Origin of the sequence: Mycolicibacterium komossense (assembly GCF_025822605.1) — a bacterium.
GTDB classification, from domain to species: domain Bacteria; phylum Actinomycetota; class Actinomycetes; order Mycobacteriales; family Mycobacteriaceae; genus Mycobacterium; species Mycobacterium komossense.
Genome location: NZ_JACKTY010000038.1, coordinates 64,154 through 84,440, shown reverse-complemented (window position 1 = coordinate 84,440; position 20,287 = coordinate 64,154). Strand labels below are relative to the sequence as shown.

General features: G+C 65.5%; 18 protein-coding genes and 1 pseudogene. 14 read left to right on the top strand and 5 right to left on the bottom strand.

Annotated features, from left to right (window positions below):
- From H7J73_RS23945 to H7J73_RS23915, 7 genes and pseudogenes are all read left to right on the top strand, one after another.
- Positions 1–102, top strand: a pseudogene (locus tag H7J73_RS23945) (ABC transporter permease); the annotation flags it as partial.
- Between the two features lie 11 nt (positions 103–113).
- A complete protein-coding gene (locus tag H7J73_RS23940; protein ID WP_264070211.1) occupies positions 114–1,325 on the top strand; it encodes an MCE family protein in 1,212 nt (403 codons plus the stop codon).
- A complete protein-coding gene (locus H7J73_RS23935; protein ID WP_264070210.1) occupies positions 1,322–2,344 on the top strand; it encodes an MCE family protein in 1,023 nt (340 codons plus the stop codon). Before H7J73_RS23940 ends, H7J73_RS23935 begins: the two co-directional genes overlap by 4 nt.
- A complete protein-coding gene (locus H7J73_RS23930; protein ID WP_264070209.1) occupies positions 2,344–3,426 on the top strand; it encodes an MCE family protein in 1,083 nt (360 codons plus the stop codon). Before H7J73_RS23935 ends, H7J73_RS23930 begins: the two co-directional genes overlap by 1 nt.
- Positions 3,426–4,892, top strand: a complete 1,467-nt coding sequence (locus tag H7J73_RS23925) for an MCE family protein (RefSeq protein ID WP_264070208.1) — start codon at positions 3,426–3,428, stop codon at positions 4,890–4,892. Before H7J73_RS23930 ends, H7J73_RS23925 begins: the two co-directional genes overlap by 1 nt.
- Entirely contained in the window at positions 4,889–6,235 is a 1,347-nt protein-coding gene (locus tag H7J73_RS23920) for an MCE family protein (RefSeq protein ID WP_264070207.1), read from the top strand. Before H7J73_RS23925 ends, H7J73_RS23920 begins: the two co-directional genes overlap by 4 nt.
- Positions 6,236–7,891 carry an MCE family protein gene (locus H7J73_RS23915; protein WP_264070206.1) on the top strand — a complete coding sequence of 552 codons (1,656 nt, stop codon included), beginning with the start codon at positions 6,236–6,238 and terminating at the stop codon, positions 7,889–7,891.
- A 99-nt stretch (positions 7,892–7,990) separates the two neighbouring features.
- On the opposite strand, the gene H7J73_RS23910 is transcribed toward H7J73_RS23915, so the two are convergent.
- The gene (locus tag H7J73_RS23910) at positions 7,991–8,509 is read right to left on the bottom strand and encodes an Rv2253/PknI dimerization domain-containing protein (protein WP_264070205.1); all 519 of its coding nucleotides are present in this window, start codon (positions 8,507–8,509) and stop codon (positions 7,991–7,993) included.
- Between the two features lie 122 nt (positions 8,510–8,631).
- Complete coding sequence (locus tag H7J73_RS23905; protein WP_264070204.1) at positions 8,632–9,381, bottom strand: Rv1363c family protein; 750 nt, start codon at positions 9,379–9,381, stop codon at positions 8,632–8,634.
- Positions 9,382–9,480: 99 nt separating this feature from the next.
- Between H7J73_RS23905 and H7J73_RS23900 the strand changes: the two genes are divergently transcribed.
- Complete coding sequence (locus tag H7J73_RS23900) at positions 9,481–9,870, top strand: hypothetical protein (RefSeq protein WP_264070203.1); 390 nt, start codon at positions 9,481–9,483, stop codon at positions 9,868–9,870.
- Positions 9,871–9,883: 13 nt separating this feature from the next.
- Here the strand turns inward: H7J73_RS23900 and H7J73_RS23895 are convergent, their stop codons facing one another.
- The gene (locus tag H7J73_RS23895; RefSeq protein WP_435405568.1) at positions 9,884–10,345 is read right to left on the bottom strand and encodes an Rv2576c family protein; all 462 of its coding nucleotides are present in this window, start codon (positions 10,343–10,345) and stop codon (positions 9,884–9,886) included.
- Positions 10,346–10,591: 246 nt separating this feature from the next.
- Between H7J73_RS23895 and H7J73_RS23890 the strand changes: the two genes are divergently transcribed.
- Positions 10,592–12,151, top strand: a complete 1,560-nt coding sequence (locus H7J73_RS23890) for an AMP-binding protein (protein WP_264070222.1) — start codon at positions 10,592–10,594, stop codon at positions 12,149–12,151.
- A gap of 17 nt (positions 12,152–12,168) precedes the next feature.
- Complete coding sequence (locus H7J73_RS23885; protein ID WP_264070202.1) at positions 12,169–12,591, top strand: nuclear transport factor 2 family protein; 423 nt, start codon at positions 12,169–12,171, stop codon at positions 12,589–12,591.
- A gap of 75 nt (positions 12,592–12,666) precedes the next feature.
- Here H7J73_RS23885 and H7J73_RS23880 read toward each other — a convergent pair whose 3' ends face one another.
- Positions 12,667–14,283 (bottom strand): FAD-dependent oxidoreductase, encoded by a 1,617-nt coding sequence (locus H7J73_RS23880; protein ID WP_264070221.1) that lies wholly within the window; start codon positions 14,281–14,283, stop codon positions 12,667–12,669.
- A gap of 33 nt (positions 14,284–14,316) precedes the next feature.
- Positions 14,317–15,030 carry an IclR family transcriptional regulator gene (locus H7J73_RS23875; RefSeq protein ID WP_435405569.1) on the bottom strand — a complete coding sequence of 238 codons (714 nt, stop codon included), beginning with the start codon at positions 15,028–15,030 and terminating at the stop codon, positions 14,317–14,319.
- 100 nt (positions 15,031–15,130) lie between these two features.
- On the opposite strand from H7J73_RS23875, the gene H7J73_RS23870 reads away from it, so the two are divergent.
- Genes H7J73_RS23870 through H7J73_RS23855 form a run of 4 tightly spaced genes read left to right on the top strand, consistent with a single transcriptional unit; the run spans position 15,131 to position 20,282 of the window.
- Complete coding sequence (locus tag H7J73_RS23870) at positions 15,131–15,994, top strand: alpha/beta fold hydrolase (protein WP_264070200.1); 864 nt, start codon at positions 15,131–15,133, stop codon at positions 15,992–15,994.
- A 1-nt stretch (position 15,995) separates the two neighbouring features.
- The gene (locus H7J73_RS23865; RefSeq protein ID WP_264070199.1) at positions 15,996–17,684 is read left to right on the top strand and encodes a bifunctional 3-(3-hydroxy-phenyl)propionate/3-hydroxycinnamic acid hydroxylase; all 1,689 of its coding nucleotides are present in this window, start codon (positions 15,996–15,998) and stop codon (positions 17,682–17,684) included.
- A complete protein-coding gene (locus H7J73_RS23860) occupies positions 17,641–18,558 on the top strand; it encodes a 3-carboxyethylcatechol 2,3-dioxygenase (protein WP_264070198.1) in 918 nt (305 codons plus the stop codon). Before H7J73_RS23865 ends, H7J73_RS23860 begins: the two co-directional genes overlap by 44 nt.
- Positions 18,555–20,282 carry an FAD-binding protein gene (locus H7J73_RS23855; protein WP_264070197.1) on the top strand — a complete coding sequence of 576 codons (1,728 nt, stop codon included), beginning with the start codon at positions 18,555–18,557 and terminating at the stop codon, positions 20,280–20,282. Before H7J73_RS23860 ends, H7J73_RS23855 begins: the two co-directional genes overlap by 4 nt.
- Positions 20,283–20,287: the final 5 nt, after the last annotated feature.

Below are 20,287 nucleotides of genomic sequence, written 5' to 3'. Positions count from 1 at the left end.
GGTAACGCGGTGCGCACGTCGCTGATTGTCGTGGTCTCGGTGACCCTGCTGATCTCACTGGCCGTATACGGCGCCAACGGCAACTTCAACCTGTCGGGATAAGGAGGGACACAGTGGCATTTCGGCAGCAGTCAGGTCGCCGTTACGCAGCACCGCTCGCCGGCCTGGCGACCATTGTCGCCATCGGCCTGATCATCGCGCTGGCCATCGGCCTGTTCCGCAGCTCGTTCACCAAGACCGTTGCGGTGACGGTTCTTTCGCCGCGTGCCGGCCTGGTGATGAACCCGGACGCCAAGGTCAAGATGCGCGGAGTTCAGGTTGGCAAGGTGCAGTCGATCGAAGTGCTGCCCGACGGCCAAGCCGCGTTGCACCTGGCGATGGATCCGTCGCAGCTGCATCTGATCCCGGCCAACGTGGGTGTGGATATCACGTCCTCCACGGTGTTCGGGGCCAAGTTCGTCCAGCTGGAGGCGCCGAAAGATCCTGCACCGCAGTCCATTCAGCCGGGTCAGGTCCTATCGGGACAGCATGTGCTGGTGGAGACCAACACGGTGTTCCAGCAGTTGACGACGTTGTTGGGCAGGATCGATCCGACAAAGCTCAACGAGACGTTGGGCGCGCTGTCGGAGGGGCTCAGCGGGCGCGGCGAGCAACTGGGAAAGACCTTCACCGATCTGGACGAATTGCTGGCCACGATCGAGCCGAGCCTGCCCAACATGACTCGTGACATCGAAGCGGTGCCGCCGGTTGTCAACGCCTATGCCGATGCCGCCCCCGACCTGATCAAGACTGCGCAGAACGCCTCCACGTTCAGCGACACGATCGTCGACCAACAGCAGAACCTCGACACCTTGCTGATCAGTGCGGTCGGGTTGGCCGACACCGGCAATCAGGTAGTCGGCGACAACCGGCAGGCGTTGACCGACGTGTTGCAGCTGCTGACACCGACGACCGATCTGCTCTACGAATACCGGCATGCATTGAACTGCACCCTGCTGGGTATGGCGCCGGTGGCCAAGTCACCGCCATTGCCCGATCCGGGCATCCTCGTCTCGGTGAGCTTCACCCTCGGTGTGGAGCGGTACCGGTACCCGGGCAACCTGCCCAAGGTGGCAGCCACCGGCGGGCCGCATTGCGAGGACGTCGGTCTGCCGGTCGTCGGGTTCAACGAACATGCGCCGTTCGTGGTCGCCGACGTCGGCGCCAACCCGGCGCAATACGGCAACCAGGGCATCCTGCTCAACTCGGAGGGCCTGAAGAACTTCCTGTTCGGTCCGCTCGACGGGCCGCCCAGGAACACCTCACAGGTAGGACAACCCGGATGACCGGCTCCCGGGGCACGATCATCAAGTTCGCCTCGTTTGGCGTGATCATGGTGGTCCTGACATCGTTCCTGTTCTTCATCTTCGGCCAGTACCGGACGGGGTCGACGAACGACTATTCGGCAGTGCTGGCCGATGCGTCTCGGCTGGCGCCGGGTGACACCGTCCGGGTGGCCGGTATCCGGGTCGGTACCGTCGACGACGTCGCGCTGCGGCCGGACAAGACGGTCGAGGTCAAGTTCGACGCCGATCGCACCATCGTGTTGACGACGGGCACCAAAGCCGTGGTGCGGTACCTGAACCTGGTCGGGGACCGCTACCTCGAACTCGTCGACGGGCCAGGCTCCACGCGGGTGCTGCCGGCCGGGGCGCAGATCCCGATCGACCGGACCGCCGGTGCGCTCGATCTCGACCTCCTGCTGGGCGGACTCCGGCCGGTGATCCAGGGCCTCAACCCCCAGGACGTCAACTCGCTGTCGTCGTCGTTGTTGCAGATTCTGCAGGGCCAGGGCGGCACGCTGGACTCGCTGTTCTCCAACACCTCGTCGTTCACCAGCTCACTGGCCGACAACAACCAGGTGATCGAGCAGTTGATCGACAACCTGAACACGGTGATCGGCACGCTCGACCGGCAGGGCACCCAGTTCAAAGGCGCTGTCGACCAGTTGGAGAAACTGGTGACCGGCCTTGCGCAGGAACGTGATCCGATCGGTGCCGCGATCAGCTCGCTGAACAACGGAACGGCGTCGCTGGCATCGCTGCTGACCCAGGCCAGGCCGCCGCTGTCGAATACCGTCGACGAACTGAACCGGTTGGCGCCGCTGCTGGACAACGACAAGGTCTTGATCGACACTGCGATCCAGAAGGCGCCGGAGAACTACCGCAAACTGATCCGGCTCGGTGCCTACGGCAGCTTCGTCAACTACTACATCTGTGGCCTGTCGTTGCGGTTGACCGACCTTCAGGGCCGCACCGCGGTCTTCCCCTGGATCAAACAGACGACGGGGAGGTGCTCGGAGTAATGCTCAAATACCGTGGATCGCAACTGATTCGGTCCGGCATCATCGGCGGCGTTCTGATCATCCTGGTGATCGCCGTCGGCCTGCAGCCGGCCAGGTTGCTGCAGTGGGCGACATCGGTTCGCCACCAGGCGTTGTTCACCGAGGCAGGCGGTATCTCCGTCGGCAATGACGTGACGCTCTCCGGAATCAAGGTCGGCACGATATCGGATATCAAGCTCGTCAACGGCGATGCGCTGATCTCGTTCACCACCGACGGCAAGTACGAACTGGGCTCGCAGACCACTGCGCATATCCGCACCGGCTCCCTGCTGGGTGAGCGGGTGCTGACGCTGGAGTCGGCGGGCAGCGGCACGCTGCGCCAGTCCGACGTGATCCCGACGTCGCGGACCTCGTCGCCTTACTCGCTGACCGAAGCGGTCAGCGACCTGACCGCCAACGCCCAGGGGACCGATACCGCCGCACTCAACCAGTCGTTGGATACCCTGGCGGCGACGATGGATCAGATTGCGCCGCAACTGGGTCCGACCTTCGACGGGCTGAGTCGGCTCTCCAAGAGTCTGAACAGTCGCAACGACACTCTGGCTGATCTGTTCAAGACCGCAGGAGATGTGACCGGCATCCTTTCGGAGCGCAGCCAGCAGGTCAACACGCTGATCCTGAACGCCAACGATCTGCTCGGCGTGCTCAGCGACCGCAGGCAGGCGATCGTCAATCTGCTCGCGAACACCTCGGCGGTGGCGCAGCAGCTGACCAAGCTGGTGGCCGAGAACGAGAAAGAGCTGGCGCCCACCCTGGAGCGGCTGACGTCGGTCAACCGGATGCTGGAGAAGAACGCCGACAACATCGGCAAGACTCTCAAGGGTTTCACGAAGGTCGCGATCACCAACGGTGAGACCGTCAACAACGGCTTTTACTACACGGCCTACGTTCCCAACCTGCAGCCGGCGCAGTTGCTGCAGCCCTTCTTGGATTACGCATTCGGCTTCCGTCGCGGCGTCAACGCTGGACAGCCACCCGACAATGCCGGCCCGCGTGCCGAATTGCCGCTGCCCTACAACGGCATTCCCGGAGGTTCTCGATAATGCGCAAGAGACGCCCCGCCGTGCTGGCGGTTCTGCTGGCGGTGGTATTGGTCGCCGGAGTGGCCTTTGTGGTGCGGCAGGTGTACTTCGGGCCGAACCGGATCACCGCGTATTTCACCTCGGCAACTGGCGTCTATCCCGGTGACGAGGTCCGGGTGTCCGGCGTGAAGGTCGGCACCATCAAGTCGATCGAGCCAGACGGCACCCAGGCCAGGCTGACTCTCGATATCGATCGCGACGTTCCGATCCCCGTGGACGCCAAGGCGGTGATCGTCGCGCAGAATCTGGTGGCGGCCCGTTATGTGCAACTTGCGCCCGCCTACCGGACCAGTGGTCCCACGATGGAAGACGGCGCGGTCATCAACATCGACCACACCGCCGTCCCGGTCGAGTGGGATCAGGTCAAGGAACAGCTGATGCGCCTGGCGACCGATCTCGGCCCCAAGGCCAACGGGTCGACGACCTCGATCGGCAAGTTCATCGACAGCACGGCCAACGCGCTGGACAACGGCAACGCCGAGAAGTTGCGGTCGACGCTGACCGAGCTCTCCGGCGTCGGTCGCATTCTCGCCGACGGCAGCGGCAACATCGTCGACATCATCAAGAACCTGCAGACGTTCGTCACCGCTCTCAAGGACAGCAGCACCCAGATCGTGTCGTTTCAAAACAGACTCGCGTCGCTGTCAAGTGTGTTGGACGACAACCGGTCTGATCTCGACTCTGCGCTGAAAGATCTATCCGTCGCGATCGGCGAGGTCCAGCGCTTCATCGCGGGCAGCCGCGACGCTACCGCGGACCAGATCCAGAGCCTGGCCAACGTCACCAAGAACCTGGTCGATCACCGGATGGATCTGGAGGATCTGCTCCACGTCGCGCCGAATGCGTTCGCGAACAGTTACAACATCTACAACCCGGACACCGGTGACGACATCGGGTCCTTCGCGCTCGCCGATTTCCAGAATCCCGTTCAGTTCATCTGCGGTGCCATCGGCGCCGTCGAGAACACCACCGCACCCGAGACGGCGAAGCTGTGTGCGCAGTACCTCGGCCCGGCCGCGCGGCTGCTGAACTTCAACTTCCTGCCGGTCAACCTCAATCCCTATCTGATGCCGGCGCCCAGCCCGGAGCGGCTCATCTACACCGATCCGGCACTGGCCCCCGGCGGCGCGGGGCCGCCGCCGAGTCCGCCCGAGATTCCGCCGTCGGTATCGGCCTACACCGGAATCGGTGACGTGCCCCCGCCGCCAGGAATGGGTCCGCCGGGAGTGCCGCCTCCGCCGTCACGCCTGCCGTTCTATCCGTCGCCGGCGCTGTACCCGGGCGCGCCGGTGCCCGCCGGTCCGCCCCCGGGGCCGGCTGCTGGGCCCGGCATCAACGACATCCTGTTACCCGCCGAAGCTCCACCGCCGCCTGCAGATCCGCAGGCTGGGGCGCCGCTGCCTGCAGAAGGGACACCGCCAGCATGACCGCTCGGAGTCGGATGCGGGCACCGCTGGTGCTCGGCAGTTGTGTAGCCGTCCTGGTGTCGGGGTGTTCGTTCTCCGGCTTGAACACCCTGCCGCTGCCCGGAGCGGTTGGACGCGGGTCGGATGCGCAGACCTATCACGTAGAGATCGCGAATGTTGCTCAGCTGGAATCGAATTCGCCGGTGATGATCTCGGATGTGGTGGTGGGTAGCGTCGGCAAGATGACGGTCGACCAATGGCACGCCGACGTCGAGGTACTGCTCAAACCGGATGTGGTGGTGCCCGCCAACGCGGTGGCCAGTGTCGGGCAGACCAGCCTGCTGGGATCGATGCACCTCGCCCTCAACCCACCGATCGGGCAGGCTGCCGAGGGTCGATTGCAGCCCGGTGCCACCATCCCGCTGAGCGACTCGTCGACCTACCCGACCACCGAGCAGACGCTGTCTTCGCTGGCCGCTGTGGTCAACGGCGGCGGTCTCGGGCAGATCAGCGACATCATCCACAACTTCAGCACCGCGCTGAACGGTCGCGAACCGCAGGTTCGTGATCTGCTCACCCGGCTCGATACGTTCGTCGGCACCTTGAATGCCCAGCGCGACAACATCAATGCCACCATTACCGGGCTGAATCGGTTAGCCGCCACGTTCGCCGGTGACAAGGATGTCATCGCGACCGCGCTGAAAAAGGTACCGCCGGCTCTGGCCGTACTGGTCAAGGAGCAACCGCGGATCACCACTGCGCTGGAGAAACTCGGCACCTTCAGCGACACCGCGACGCGCCTGGTCAACGACACCCAGGGCGACCTGGTGAAGAACCTGCAGAATCTCGGGCCCACGATCAAGGAACTCGCAGATATCGGCCCGGATCTGGATTTCCTTCTCGCATATGCCTTTACGTTCCCGTACACCCAGTCTTTCGTCGATCGCGCCGTCCACGGCGACTACCTGAACCTGTTCGCGGTGATCGACGCGACCATTCCGCGCCTCAAACGCGGTCTGTTCCTCGGTACCCGCTGGGGCGAGAACAATGCGGCGCTGGTACCTGCGCCGGGCGACCCCTGGTATCAGACTTATACCTACGATCCGCTCAGTGTCGGGGTGGCGCCGCCGCCCGCGGCCGGGTCGCCCGGCGCTCCGGTGGACGAATCGCCGTTGCCGATGGCGATGCCCCCGGCACCCCCTGACGTGGGTCCGATCCTGCCGGTCGTGCCGCGGGAGACGATGCTCGGTCAGACACCGGCCCCGCCGGTCACGAACACGGGTATCTTCGCGGGTCCCTACAACGGGAATTCCGCTCCGCAGGCACCGCCAGCTGATGCGCCACCAGTGAACGGGGGGAACTAGATGCTGACCCGGTTCGTCAAGATTCAGTTGACCCTGTTCACGATTGCGGCGGTGGTGGGCATGGCCATCATGGCCTTTGTGTACCTCCAGGCACCCACCTTGCTGGGCATCGGTCGCTACACCGTGAAGGTGCAGTTGCCCAACAGCGGTGGTCTCTATCAGTTCAGCAACGTGACGTATCGCGGCGTACAGATGGGCAAAGTGACCGATGTCGCGCTGACCGACAACGGTGCCGAGGCGACGATGGAGCTCAACACGTCACCGAAGATCCCCGCTGATCTGATTGCCGCCGTCCGCAGTATTTCCGCGGTCGGCGAGCAGTACGTCGACCTGCAGCCGCGCACCAATTCCGGGCCCTACCTGCAGGACGGGGCGGTTATCCCAGTCGCCGACACCTCGGTGCCGCAGCAGGTCGGACCCGTGCTCGACCAGACGAGCAAGCTGCTCGACAGCATCCCGGGGGACAAACTCACCCAGTTGCTGGACGAAGCACACACGGCCTTCGGCGGTTCCGGCTTCGATCTCGGTTCGCTATTGGACTCCGGAGCCAAGATCGCCGCTGACAGCAATGCCGCGGCCGATAAGACCCGAGCGCTGATCGACGACTCAGGTCCGCTGCTGGACTCTCAGGTGCAGACCACCGATGCCATCCGGACCTGGGCCCGCAGCCTGGCCGGCGTTACCGAGCAGTTCAACAACGACGACTCGCAATTCCGCAACATCCTGGCCACCGGGCCCGGCGCGGCCCAAGAGGCGACGAAACTGCTCGACCAGATCAAGCCGACATTGCCGGTGCTGTTGGCCAACCTGACCTCCATCGGTCAGGTCGGCGTGACGTATCACGCTGGGCTGGAACAACTTCTGGTGCTCCTACCGCCGTGGGTGGCTGCGCTGCAGACCTACGGGGTCTCGAAGGGCAACTCGGGTGGTATGCCGCTGGGCGAGTTCGCGATCGAAATGGGTGACACGTCGCCGTGTACCGTCGGGTTCCTGCCGCCGTCGCAGTGGCGTTCGCCGGCCGATATGACCACCATCGACACTCCGGACGGACTGTACTGCAAGCTCCCGCAGGATTCCCCGATCGCGGTCCGCGGTACCCGCAACTACCCGTGTCAGAACAAGCCGGGGAAACGGGCCCCGACCGCTGAAATCTGCAACAGCGACCAGCCTTTCGTACCGCTGGCAATGCGTCAGCATGCACTCGGTCCGCAGCCGATTGATCCCAACCTGATCGCCCAGGGGATTCCGCCGGACGATCGGATCGATCCGAGCGCGAACATCTACGGTCCGCTGGAAGGCACGCCGTTACCGCCGGGGGTGGGGGAGCCGGGGGCGCCCGCGGATTCGCCGCCGCCAGGTGCGCCAGTACCCGGACTGTCCGTGCCGATGGGCGCACCGCCTGCCGACGCGCCACCACCGGCTGACACCCCGCAGCCGGGATCGCTGCCCGGCCCGCCGCCGGGCCCCGACGGCTCGGTACCGCAAGCTGCTCCTAGCGCTTTCGGTGGCAACGGATCTGGCGGCCCGTCGGTGGCTATCGCCACCTACAACCCGAAGACCGGTCAGTACGCCGCACCTGGCGGGCAGGTGTTCACCCAGTCGGATCTGGGCACACAGGGGCCACCGAAGACGTGGAAGGACATGCTGCCGATCTAACCGGCACCCGCGATCTGGGTGCCCCGGCGACCTACCCGTCAAGCTATGCGGGTGAAAACCGAACTAGCTGGTCCCGCAAGGTGTTTGCGAGCGATCGTCTCAGGCGGCGACCATCTTGAACGGCATGCTGATGACGAGCTGCTTGTTGATCCCGCACGAGCCGCTGGCCGATTTGGTGACGTCTTCACCGAGAAAGGTGCTGGACCCGGACGGGACAGCCTGCCCGGTCTCCGGGTCACCGGCGAAGAAGCGGTACATCTGCAGACCGTCGGCGGTGGTGCCGTCCGGGCACGGCTCCCAGCCTGGGATGGACCGTTTGACATACCAGAGACCGGCTTTGGCGTAGATGGGCGCGGTCCAACCCTGATCGCTTTTGACCGTCCCGACGCAATCAGTGGGGTTGGCGCACGTCGTGGAGATGGTCCAGGTGCTGCGGACACTGACTTCGTTGCGGAACTGTTCGTTGGTCTTGGACCAATCTCCGTTCGAGGTGGCGATGTAGGTGCCGTTGATTCCCCAGTCGCCTTCGGACGCAGTGGCGGCGGCCGGAACCCCGACCGCGGCACAGAGGGCCGCTGCTGCGATTGTCGCGCCGGCCTGCGCAGCGAATGCGCCCATCGATAGCTCCTCAGCCGCATCGCGTTTCAGCGCAGCGGCGCTCTTGGTAGTGGCATTCTCAAACCGGAGAATAACACTATCGAGCATCCTGGTTCACCGATTGGCGCTGATCCCGTCGTCCGTCAGTTGGAGACGAAGTCGACTGCGGACATCTTGAGTTGGCCGCCATCGCGGTTCAGCGTGACAGCCAGGCGCCAGTCTGCTGGTGGCCGGGCTTCCTTGGCATCGCCGGCAGCCTCGGACCGTGCCGCGACCAGGACGACCCCGGAATCGGCGTTCATCGACTCCACCGCACTGGACTGCACCGTCACCTTGATCGCTACCTTGGACTGCTCCAGGGTATCGGTGAGATCGTCAGCGCTGGACTGCAAGTCGTCCTTGAACTTGCCTGTCGAGCTGTCGAGCAAGCGTTGAACATCTTCCTTGGCGTGTGCGGAGTCGACCGTCATCAGATTCACCACGCCTTGACGCGCCGCCGCCGAGAACTCCGCGGTTCTCGCCTCGCGCTGTACGACGGTGTGATGGTGCCAGAGCAGGTAGCCGCTGGCGCCGGCACCGGCACACGTGAGCAGAACGGCGACGCTGGCCGCGAGAACCTTCGCGGCACCGCCTCCGTGACGCCGGGGTGGTTCGACTGGCTGCGTGTCGAGCAGTGGGTCGACCGGTGGGTCGGTCGGCGGTTCCTCGACGCGCTGTTCGGCAGGCGGCGCCACCGCCGCTTCCCGGCGGAGTTTGATCGCGCGGGCTCTGGCGGCCGCTGCCCGGCTCTCGGCCTCCGCGGCTGCCGCCTCGGCTTCGGCCTCTTCGGCAGCGGCGAGCAACTGTGCGACGGTGCCGTCGCCCGGCGGTGTCGACGGAGCATTCGGCGCCATGGTGACCTCCCGTTACGTCTCTTTCGCTCCCGCACAGCAAGTTCGAAGTAAAGTTCTCCAACGCGAGAATTTGCTTTCCGAGTATGCCAGAGTGGTGCCGTGCGATTGATCCTGGCAGCTGTCGCTGCGCTTCTGACAGCCGGGGGGCTGGCGGTGTCGGTGCCGCAGGCCGCCGCCGAGCCGGCTCCGGCCGCGTGTGACAACCCGTTCTGCACTCCAGGCATCACGCCGGGAGTCACTCTGGGGGCACCCTGCGCGAACACCTCGTACTACGTCTACGGCACCACGTCATGGGGTCGGCTGGTGTTCTGCGGGTCGCCCCGCCGTTATGAACCCCGGTACTTTCGGGCGATGCCCATGCTCGGTGTCAGGGACTTGAACTCGAACTGCTCAGGTTTGGACAATTCGATGGCGCAGGCGCCCGACGGCCTGTTCCTGATGTGCGTGGCATCCAACGGCGAAAGCACCTGGCAGCGCGGCGACGCTTGACCTCTGCTCTACCTCACCAGTTGCGGATCGAGCAGAGCGCGCCCCTGGGGCCGTCGTTCTTCGACACCACGACACCGTCGACCTCGAGGGTGCACTGCACGCCGGGGGTATCCGAGGACCATCCGCTGGTGGCAGACACCATGGCCCAGTTGTTGGGATCGGCTAGCGCCACATTGAGGACCCACGGCTGATTCGGGCCGATATCGGCTTCGATCTTCGGGCTGTAGAGGTAAGGGTTGTGGCTGTATTCGCCCCAGTTGGGCGGATCAACGTCGCGGTAGTAGATGTCGACGTTGTACGGCGTAGACGATGTGACGGTGTACTTGACCTGATGCAGGGCGTCGTCCGCGAACGCCGGGCTCATTGCCAGCGGGATCGTCGCGGTGAACCCGGCCGCAGCCAGCGCGCAGGCTGAAAGGAGACGGGCCGGGACCGTGGTTGGGCGCGTCAAAGCGCTCCCTGACGGAAACATCATTTTCGTATATTAGAACGAAGGTTTTGCGCGGGGAGTTGAATGGTCCACACGCTTAGTCGATGTGGTGAATCCGGCCATCGGTGGGGCGATGTCGCGCCGCGCCACCTTGGTGGACGACGTGTCCTTACCTGCCGCCGGCTCAGGGCTCGCCGGATCATCCCGCGGCCAGCGCGAGATTGGCATTCTCGCGTTTGGAGAATAACATCTCCAGCAGAGGTGGAGGTGTGTCGATCCATGGGTAAATCCCTGCGGAGCATTCCGGTTGAGCTGACCCAACGCTACGAGCAGGAGGGGTGGTGGACGCCGGATACGCTGGGCGACCTGGTGGCACGAGGATTGGCTGCCGCGCCTGACGCGGAGTTCCGGGTGCACTCGGCGGTGCGGCCGTACGCCGGCACTTATGCCGAGGTCGAACTGACGGCGCGCCGTCTGGCGGCGGGGCTGCGGCAGCGCGGTGTCGGTCCGGGCGACGTCGTCGCGTTTCAGCTGCCGAATTGGCGAGAAGCTGCCGCGACCTTCTGGGCCACAGCGCTTCTCGGCGCGGTGGTGGTGCCGATTGTGCACTTCTACGGACGAAAAGAACTGGGCCACATCATTTCTGATGCCAAGCCGACGGTGTTCATCACCGCCGTACAGTTCGGCCGGATGGCCTACGAGCCTGACGTGTCGGCGCACGTGCCTATCGTCGGGTTGGTGGGTGGCGCAGATCCGGCGGCGGTCGGCGACAGCTTCGAGGACCTGCTGGCTGACGAGCCGCTGACCGGCGTAGTGGCCGCCGACCCGGCCGGGCCTGCGTTGATCGCCTACACATCCGGTACCACCAGTAGACCAAAAGGTGTGGTGCACAGCCATTATGGGCTCGTCCACGAAACCCATCAATTGGTCGCGCAGAACCCGCGTGACAGCGGGAAGCAGCTCACCGCGACACCGGTCGGGCACTTCATCGGCATGGTCGGGGGGCTGCTGATGCCCGTCATGGGCGGGAACCCGATCAACCTCGCCGATGTATGGGATCCGGGCCTAGCGCTGGCGTTGATGAGAAGAGACGGGCTGGCAGTCGGCGGGGGTCCACCGTACTTCGTCACCAGCCTGCTGGATCACCCTGATTTCACTACCGAACACCTGGCCGGCGTGCGGGTGGTCGGGCTGGGCGGCTCGTCCGTGCCCATCGCGGTGACCCAGCGCTTGGCGAAACTCGGGATCACCGCGTTCCGCTCCTACGGCAGCACCGAGCATCCCTCGATCACCGGCTCTCGCTATGACGAACCCGAAAGTAAACGCCTCTACACCGACGGCAAGCCCCTCTCCGGGGTGGAGGTGTGCCTGGCCGACGACGGTGAGATCCTGTCCCGCGGCCCTGACCTGTGCCTGGGATACACCGATGAGGCGTTGACGGCCAAGGCCTTCGACCAGGACGGCTGGTACCACACCGGTGACGTCGGCATCCTCGACGAGGACGGTTACTTGACGATCACCGACCGTAAGTCCGACATCATCATCCGCGGTGGTGAGAACATCAGCGCCCTCGAGGTCGAAGAGGCGCTGCTGGCGATGCCGGGGGTCGCCGAGGCGGTGGTGGTCGCCGCCGCCGACGCGCGATTCGGCGAACACGCCGCCGCCGTACTGCGGATGCATCCGGGCCACGACCTGCCTCGCCTCGACGAGGTGCGGGCCCATTTCGAATCGAGCGGGATGGCCAGGCAGAAGTGGCCGGAGGAACTGCAGAAGGTCGACGACTTCCCGCGTACCGCGAGCGGGAAGGTGCAGAAGTTCAAGGTGCGCAGGGATATTTCGTGCGCACTATGACCGGCGAAAGGATACCCGTGACCGAGGTAAGCACGGCCTTCTACGAACTGACCCAGGCCAAAGCGAGGTATTGCTACCTGCTTGACACCAGGGACTGGGCCGGGTTCGGCGCCCTGATGACCGCTGACGTCGAACTTGACGTCAGCGAGGGCACCGGCGTGCCGGTCATCTCCGGCCGTGACGATGCCGTCGAGATGATCCGATCGTCCTTGACCAACGCCAAGAGTGCGCACCAGGTGCACACGCCGTTGATCGAGCTCGACGGCGATGAGGCACAGGTTATCTGGGCGATGCAGGACCGGGTGGTGTGGGAGAACGGCCCCGCGCTGACGGGGTACGGGCACTACCACGAGCGGTGGGTGCGCGATGGCGGGCGATGGCGGATCGCGTCGTTGCGGCTCACCCGGTTGATCATGGAGTTCCAGCAGCCCCAGTCATGACGGCGCGGGCAAAGCTGGTCATCGGGGCACGCGGATTCGTCGTTCGCATGTCGTGCGCTGGTCCGTCGAGCAGCGTTAGGTAGCCGACTCCCCGACGGCGGCATGGTGTCCGGCGCGGAAGCCGAAAACCATTGCCGGCCCCAGGGTTCCACCGGCACCGCCGTAGGCCCGTCCGGTCGGGCCCGCCATGGCGTTACCCGCCGCATAGAGCCCGGGAATCGCGTCGCCCGAGACGTGCAGGACGCGGCCGTCGCGGTCGGTGCGCGGTCCGCCCTTGGTACCCATCGCCCCGACCGCCACCGGCACGGCGTAATAGGGAGCGGTGTCCAACGGACCGAGGGTCTTGCCCGCGGTGGTGGTGGCCTGCGGGTCGCCCCAGTAGCCGTCGTAAGCGCTTGCGCCGCGGCCGAAGTCGGGATCATGCCCGTCTGCCACCGAGTGGTTCCAGGCGTCCAGTGTCCTGGCCAGCCCCGCGGCATCGATCCCGGTCTTCTCCTGCAGTTCGTCCATATCGCGAGACTTGCAGAACCAGTCCGGCACCGGCTCGCCCGGCTCGACGCCGAGGAATCCGTAGCGCTTGAGGTGCTGGTCGTCGAAGACGATCCAGGCCGGATCGTTGACGTAGCCGTTGCGGGGATCGAGATAGTGGAACGCCCCGGCCATCGAGTTGTAGTCGCAGGCCTCGTTGACGAATCGCTTGCCGGCGCGGTTGACGATGATGCTGCGGGGCCGGGTGCGCTCGAGTCGCACACTGCGGCTTCGTTGTTCGCCTTCGATGGTGTCGCCGGGGATTTGGACGACGGGCACCCACCAGGCCTCGCCCATGTTGCCGAGGTCCGCCCCGAGGGCCATCGCCATTCGCAGCGCGTCGCCGGTGTTGTTCGGAGGGGACACTGGGCCGTGCATCGGGCCGCGGAGAAAAGTTCCGACCAGTATGGGGTCCCATTCGAAGCCGCCGTTGGCCAGCACGACGCCGCGACGGGCGCGGACGTTGATTGTCATCCCGTCCACCTCGATCCGCACCCCGACGACGGCGCCGTCATCGGCGATGAGTTCGACAGCGCGGGCGCTCGTCCTCGGTGTCACCCCGGCGTCCAATAGGCCTTTGAGTAGACCGGCGATCAGGGCAGTGCCCGCAACGACCGTGTTTTCTGCCGCGCCCGGGCCACTAGCTATCGCGTCGGCGTGCAGCCGGGCCCTGGTCTCGGCGTCGATGCCGACATTGCTGAAATCCGGTGGGAACGAGGTGATCCGGTCGCGCCAGTGGGCCAGTCGAGTCAGGTTGTAGGGTGCCGGCCCGAGAGAGCGTCCACCGCCGGGCTTTCCGCCGGGCAGTTCGGGTTTGTAGTCCGGGAACCCGGTGGCGATCTCCAGTTGCACATCGCTGTGCGCCTCGACGAAATCGATGAGCGCAGGGCCGGTCCGCACGAAGGTCTCGACCAGGTCTTCGTCCATCATCCCGAAGGACTGCGCGCGTAGGTATTCCAGGGCGTCCGCTTCGGATAGGTCCGGTGCCCGGTGGTGGGCCGGAATCCAGATCACGCCGCCGGAGACCGCCGTCGTACCGCCGACCGTCGCGGACTTCTCGTAGACCGCGACCTCGGCACCGCCGGCCGCCGCGGACAGGGCGGCAGTCAGTCCGGCACCACCGGTGCCCAGCACGACGACATCGGTTTCCTGGTCCCACGTCACAGCATCAGTCGGAGTGGACACGGCAATCCCTTCTCAGGCGAGGATGGCGGACAGCTGCTCGGCCGTCGCGATGACAGCATCCCGGCCGCGCTCGACGACGTCCTCGCGGTGGGAGATGAGGTTGATACAGGTCGGTGGCGACGGGGGGAGTCGGTGGACGGGCACCGCCAGCCCGAAGGTGTTGGGCTCGATCTCACCATGGGTGACCACCCATCCGCGTTCGCGGGTCAGGGTGACCAGGTCTCGCTCGCCGGGGCGCGGCGGCATGCTCGCCAGCAACGCGATACCGGCTGCGCCACGGTCGAGTTGGTAACGGCTGCCTTCGTGGAACGACAGTTGGTAGGCGACGTGGGTGGGCACGATGACGGCGACGGCCACCTGCTGATCACCTTCGGCGACGAGTAGCGACACCGTGGTGCCGAGTTCGTCGGCCAGGGCCCGTAGCCGCGGCAGGCACAGCTGACGTACGCCGTTGTCGAAGGACGCCCCGAGTACCGCGAGGCCGGCGGCCGACCGATACCGGCCGTCCTCGGCCTTGGTGACGAAGCGGAACTGGGCCAGCGTGCTGAGCAGTCGGTAGGCGATCGTCCGGTGGACGCCGATGTGGTCGGCGACCTGTTGCACGGTCAGGCCCGACGGTGCGGCCGCGACGGCTTGCAGCGCGGTCAGGCCCCTGGCCAGGGTCTGCGAACCGGGTGCCGCACTGACCTGGCCGGCCGAGGGGGTTCCCTTGACAGACGTCACGATGAGAGTGATGCTCTATAGATAGTGCACATTGATGTGCGATTTTAGCACACACTGCTCGCAAGAAAAGAGAATGACGTATTCGCAGGCAGAGAGGCCTATAGTGGCGGAGTTCGAGAGCATCTGGAGCGATCTGCAGGGCGTTTCGTTCTCGCAGGGCTACCTGGATGTGGGGGGTGTCCGCACCCGCTATCTCCATGCCGGTGACACGGAGAAGCCCGTGCTCGTGCTGCTGCACGGCTCCGGCGGCCACGCCGAGGCGTACATCCGCAACCTGGAGTCGCACGCGGAACACTTCTCCACCTGGTCGATCGACATGCTCGGGCACGGCTACACCGACAAGCCGGACCACCTGTTGGAGATCGACCACTACCTGAGCCACCTGCTGGCCTTCTTCGACACCATCGGGGTCGACCGTGTCTACCTGTCCGGAGAGTCGCTGGGAGGCTGGGTGGCCTCGGCCGCGGCGGCCCGTCATCCCGACCGCATCGAACGCCTGGTGCTCAACACCGCAGGGGGCTCCCAGGCCGATCCGGTGGTGATGAAGCGCATCATCACCCTGTCGATGGCGGCAGTCGAGGACCCCACCTGGGAAACCGTGCAGGCGCGCATCAAATGGCTGATGGCCGACAAGTCCAAGGACTACGACGACATCGTCGCCAGCAGGCAACGCATCTACCGTCAGCCCGGTTTCGTGGCGGCGATGCGCGACATCATGGCCTTGCAGGACCCGGAGATACGGGCCCGAAACCTGATGTCGCCCAGCGACTATGGCAGCATCGCCGCGCCGACGTTGGTGCTCTGGACCAGTGACGACCCGACCGCCGATGTCAGCGAGGGTCGTCGCATCTCTGAGATGATTCCCGGCGCCCGCTTCGAGGTGATGTCGGGCTGCGGGCACTGGCCCCAGTACGAGGATCCCAAGACGTTCAACCGGTTGCACCTCGATTTCCTATTGGGGCGCTGACGTGGCAGCTACGGACGTAGATGTCGTCATCATCGGAGCCGGTCCGGTCGGCCTGACTTTGGCCAATGTGCTTGGGCTGCAGGGCGTCCGGACGCTGATCGCCGAGGAGCGCGAGACGCTCATCGACTACCCGCGCGGTGTCGGCCTCGACGACGAATCGCTGCGCACGTTCCAGTCGATCGGCGTGGTCGACCGGGTGCTGCCGCATACGGTGCCCAACCAGATCCTGCGGTTCTTCGACGGCAACCGCCGGTTGCTCGCCGAGATGGCTCCGCCCGACGCCCGCTTCGGCTGGCCCAAACGCAACGGGTTCGTCCAGCCACTCGTCGATGCCGAATTGCTCTCCGGGCTGACACGATTCGACCATGTCGAGGTTCGGTGGGGGCACTCCATGGTCTCCTGCGCCGACGGGCCCGACGGTGTTACGGTCCAGCTGAGCGGCCAGGCTGAGCCGGTCTCAGCGCGCTACGTGATCGGATGCGACGGCGGGCGCAGTGCCACCCGCAGGCTGATGGGGGTGACCTTCGACGGGACGACCTCGGCCACCCGATGGTTGGTGATCGATCTGGCCAACGATCCGCTGGGCCATCCCAACAGTGAGGTCGGTGCCGATCCGGTGCGGCCCTACGCGTCGATCTCGATCGCGCACGGCATCCGGCGCTTCGAGTTCATGATCCATGCCGATGAATCCGACGAGCTGGCCCAGGAGCCCGAATTCGCCCAGAAGCTCCTGGCCGGCTTCGTCCCGCATCCCGACCGGGTCGACGTGATCCGGCGGCGGGTCTACACGCACCATTCCCGGATCGCCAGTTCCTTCCGGGTCGGCCGTTTCCTGCTGGCCGGGGATGCAGCCCATTTGATGCCGGTCTGGCAGGGGCAGGGGTACAACAGCGGGATCCGCGATGCGGCCAATCTGGGCTGGAAACTCGCCGCGGTCGTCAACGGTCAGGCGGCCGATGGTCTGCTCGATTCCTACGACGTCGAACGGCGCAAGCACGCCAGAGCGATGATCGACCTGTCCACCATGGTCGGCCGGGTGATCTCGCCGACCAATCGTCACGTCGCCGCACTGCGGGACCGGGTCATCCGGGCGGCGTCGGTGGTTCCGACACTGAAGCGCTACATCCTGGAGATGCGGTTCAAACCGATGCCGCGTTACTCCGAGGGAGCCGTCGTGCACGCCGTGACGCCACCCCCTCCCACCTCGCCGGTCGGCACCCTTTTCATCCAGCCGAGGGTGGACACCCGCGAGCAGCAGGACGTCCTTCTCGATGATGTCCTGGGCGCGTGGTTCGCCGTGCTGTGCTGGAACAACGATCCCCGCGCACTGCTCGGCGCCGAAGCATTCGAGAAGTGGAAATCGTTGGGGGCCCGGTTCATTGCGGTGCGACCGCTGACCCAGCTGCACTGGAACGCTGACGGCAGCTCGGGCACCCAGGACGTCATCGTGGTGGGTGACCGCACCGGCGCGCTGAAAGCCTGGTTCGACGGCCACAGCGAATCGGTGTTGTTCCTGCGTCCGGATCGTTGCACCGCCGGTGCGTGCATCGCCCAGCGTGCACCGGAGCTGAGCGCCGCCATTTTCCGAGCGTTGACGCTGACGCCGGAAGGGGGTGAACCCCGTGGCGCAACTCGCCCTGTGCTGTATGTCGCACAGCCCGCTTCTGAACCTTCCAGGACCGTCGGCTGAGCTCCTGGAAGATATTTCGGGCGCTCTGGCCGCGGCCCGCGCCTTCGCGCGCGACTTCGATCCCGAACTGGTGGTCATCTTCGCGCCTGACCACTACAACGGATTCTTCTACCGGGCGATGCCACCGTTCTGTATCGGCACCGCCGCGCAGGGCGTGGGTGACTACGGCACCCACTCCGGACCGCTCGATGTACCCAACGACATCGCAACAGCCTGTGCGGCAGCAGTTCTGGAAGCCGGCGTCGACGTCTCGATCTCGGCCAGCATGGACGTCGACCACGGCACGACGCAACCGTTGCAGACCCTCTTCGGCGATGCCGTCGCGCGCCCGGTCATCCCGATCTTCATCAACTCCGTCGCCACCCCGCTGGGACCGCTGCGGCGGGTGCGAGCGCTGGGCACCTCCGTCGGTGACTACCTGGCGACGCTCGACAAACGCGTGCTGGTGCTCGGCTCAGGTGGGCTGTCTCACGACCCGCCGGTCCCGACCCTGGCGACGGCACCGCCTGCCGCGCTGGATCGAATCGTCCACGGCGCTCCCATGAGTTCACAACAGCGAGAGGCGCGACAAACCGCAGTGATGGATGCAGCCCACAATTTCGCCCACGGGGAGAGTCCCTTGCAACCCTTGAACCCCGACTGGGATCAGGCCTTTCTCGAACTGCTCGACACTGGGCGGCTTTCCGATGTCGACGGCTGGTCCAACGACTGGATCGAGCGCGAAGCCGGTCACTCGGCGCACGAGATCCGCACCTGGGTGGCGGCTTTCGCCGCGCTGTCCGCGTCAGGACCGTACAAGACAGGCAGCCGGTACTACCGGCCGGCGCCGGAGCTGATCGCGGGCTTCGCCGTCCGGACGGCGGTCCCGCTGTGACCTCTGCATCGGCGAACTCTGCCGGAGACGATTTCGACAAGACTGTCGACGTGCTGGTCATCGGTTCCGGCGGCGGCGGCATGACCGCGGCGCTGACTGCCCAGGCCAAAGGGCTGGACACGCTCGTCGTCGAGAAGTCCCCGCAGTTCGGCGGTTCGACGGCCCTGTCGGGTGGCGGCATCTGGGTGCCCGGTGCCCCGTCGCAGAAACGTGCGGGCTATTCACCCGACGCCGACGGCGTCGTCGACTACCTCACCCAGATCACCGGCGGCCTCGTGAGCGCGGCCCGGCTGCGGCAGTACGTCGAACAGGCGCCGGAGATGATGGACTTCCTGGAGAAGCGCAGCCCCTGGCTCGAATTCGTCTGGAAGCCCGGGTATGCCGACTACTACCCGGAACTGCCCGGTGGGTCCGAGCTTGGCAGCACCATCAACGTGCCCGCGATCGACCTGCGCAAGCTCGGCGACGAGGAAAAGCACCTGCTGACGCCGCTGGCGCTGGCCCCGAAGGGAATCTGGTTCGGCCCCAAGGATCTTCGGCTCTTCTACCAGGTTCGGCAATCCTGGCGCGGTAAGGGTGTGCTGCTCAAGTTGCTGTGGCGAATGTTCCGGGCCAGGGTATTCGGCGACCGGATGGCCGCGATCGGTCAGTCACTGTCGGCCCGGCTGCGACTGGCGATGAAGGAACACGGCATCCCGCTGTGGCTGAATTCGCCGATGACGGAGCTGATCACCGGCGTGGACGGCACCGTCACCGGCGCGGTGGTCGAGCATGAGGGCCGCGCGGTACGGATCGGTGCCAGAGGTGGCGTCATCCTGGCCAGCGGCGGCTTCGACCACGATATGGCCTGGCGCCGCGAACATCTGCCGGTGCTGGACAAGGACTGGAGCTTCGGCAATCCCGCCAACATGGGCGACGGCATCCGGGCGGGGGAGAAGGTCGGCGCGGCCACCGATCTGCTCGACGAGGCCTGGTGGTTCCCGGCCATGTGCTGGCCCGACGGCCGGCTGCAGTTCATGCTCAACGAACGGATGATGCCGTCTCAGTTCGTCGTCAACGGCGACGGGAAGCGGTTCATCAACGAGGCCGCGCCCTACATGGATTTCGCGCACGCGATGATCGCCGGGCAGGAGACGGGGACGGCGCACATCCCGTGCTGGCTGATCACCGACCACCGATCGTTCAATCGGTATGTCGTCGGTGGGCATCTGCCCATCCCGAAGATCCCGCTGGCCCCGGTGCCGACGGGCCGCAAACTCCCCGCGGCGTGGCTGGAATCCGGGGTGGTTCAGGACGCTGCTTCGCTCGACGAGCTGGCCGGCAAGATCGGGGTTCCGGCCGCCACGCTGCGCGAAACAGCCGAACGTTTCAACGATCTGGCGAGTAAGGGTCACGACGACGATTTCAACCGCGGTGACAGCGCCTACGACAACTACTACGGCGACCCGACGCTGCCCAATCCGAATCTGTATCCGCTGAGCGGGCCGCCGTACTACGCGTTCCAGATCATCCTCGGCGACCTCGGCACCTCCGGTGGTCTGCGCACCGACGAATTCGCTCACGTGCTGCGTGCGGACGACACCGTCATCGGCGGGCTCTACGCCGTCGGTAATGCCTCGGCGGCCGTGATGGGTCGCAGTTATGCAGGCGCGGGGGCCACCATCGGACCGGCCATGACCTTCGGCTACATCGCCGCCAATGACATTGCACTAGTTCTCAAATAGGAGAC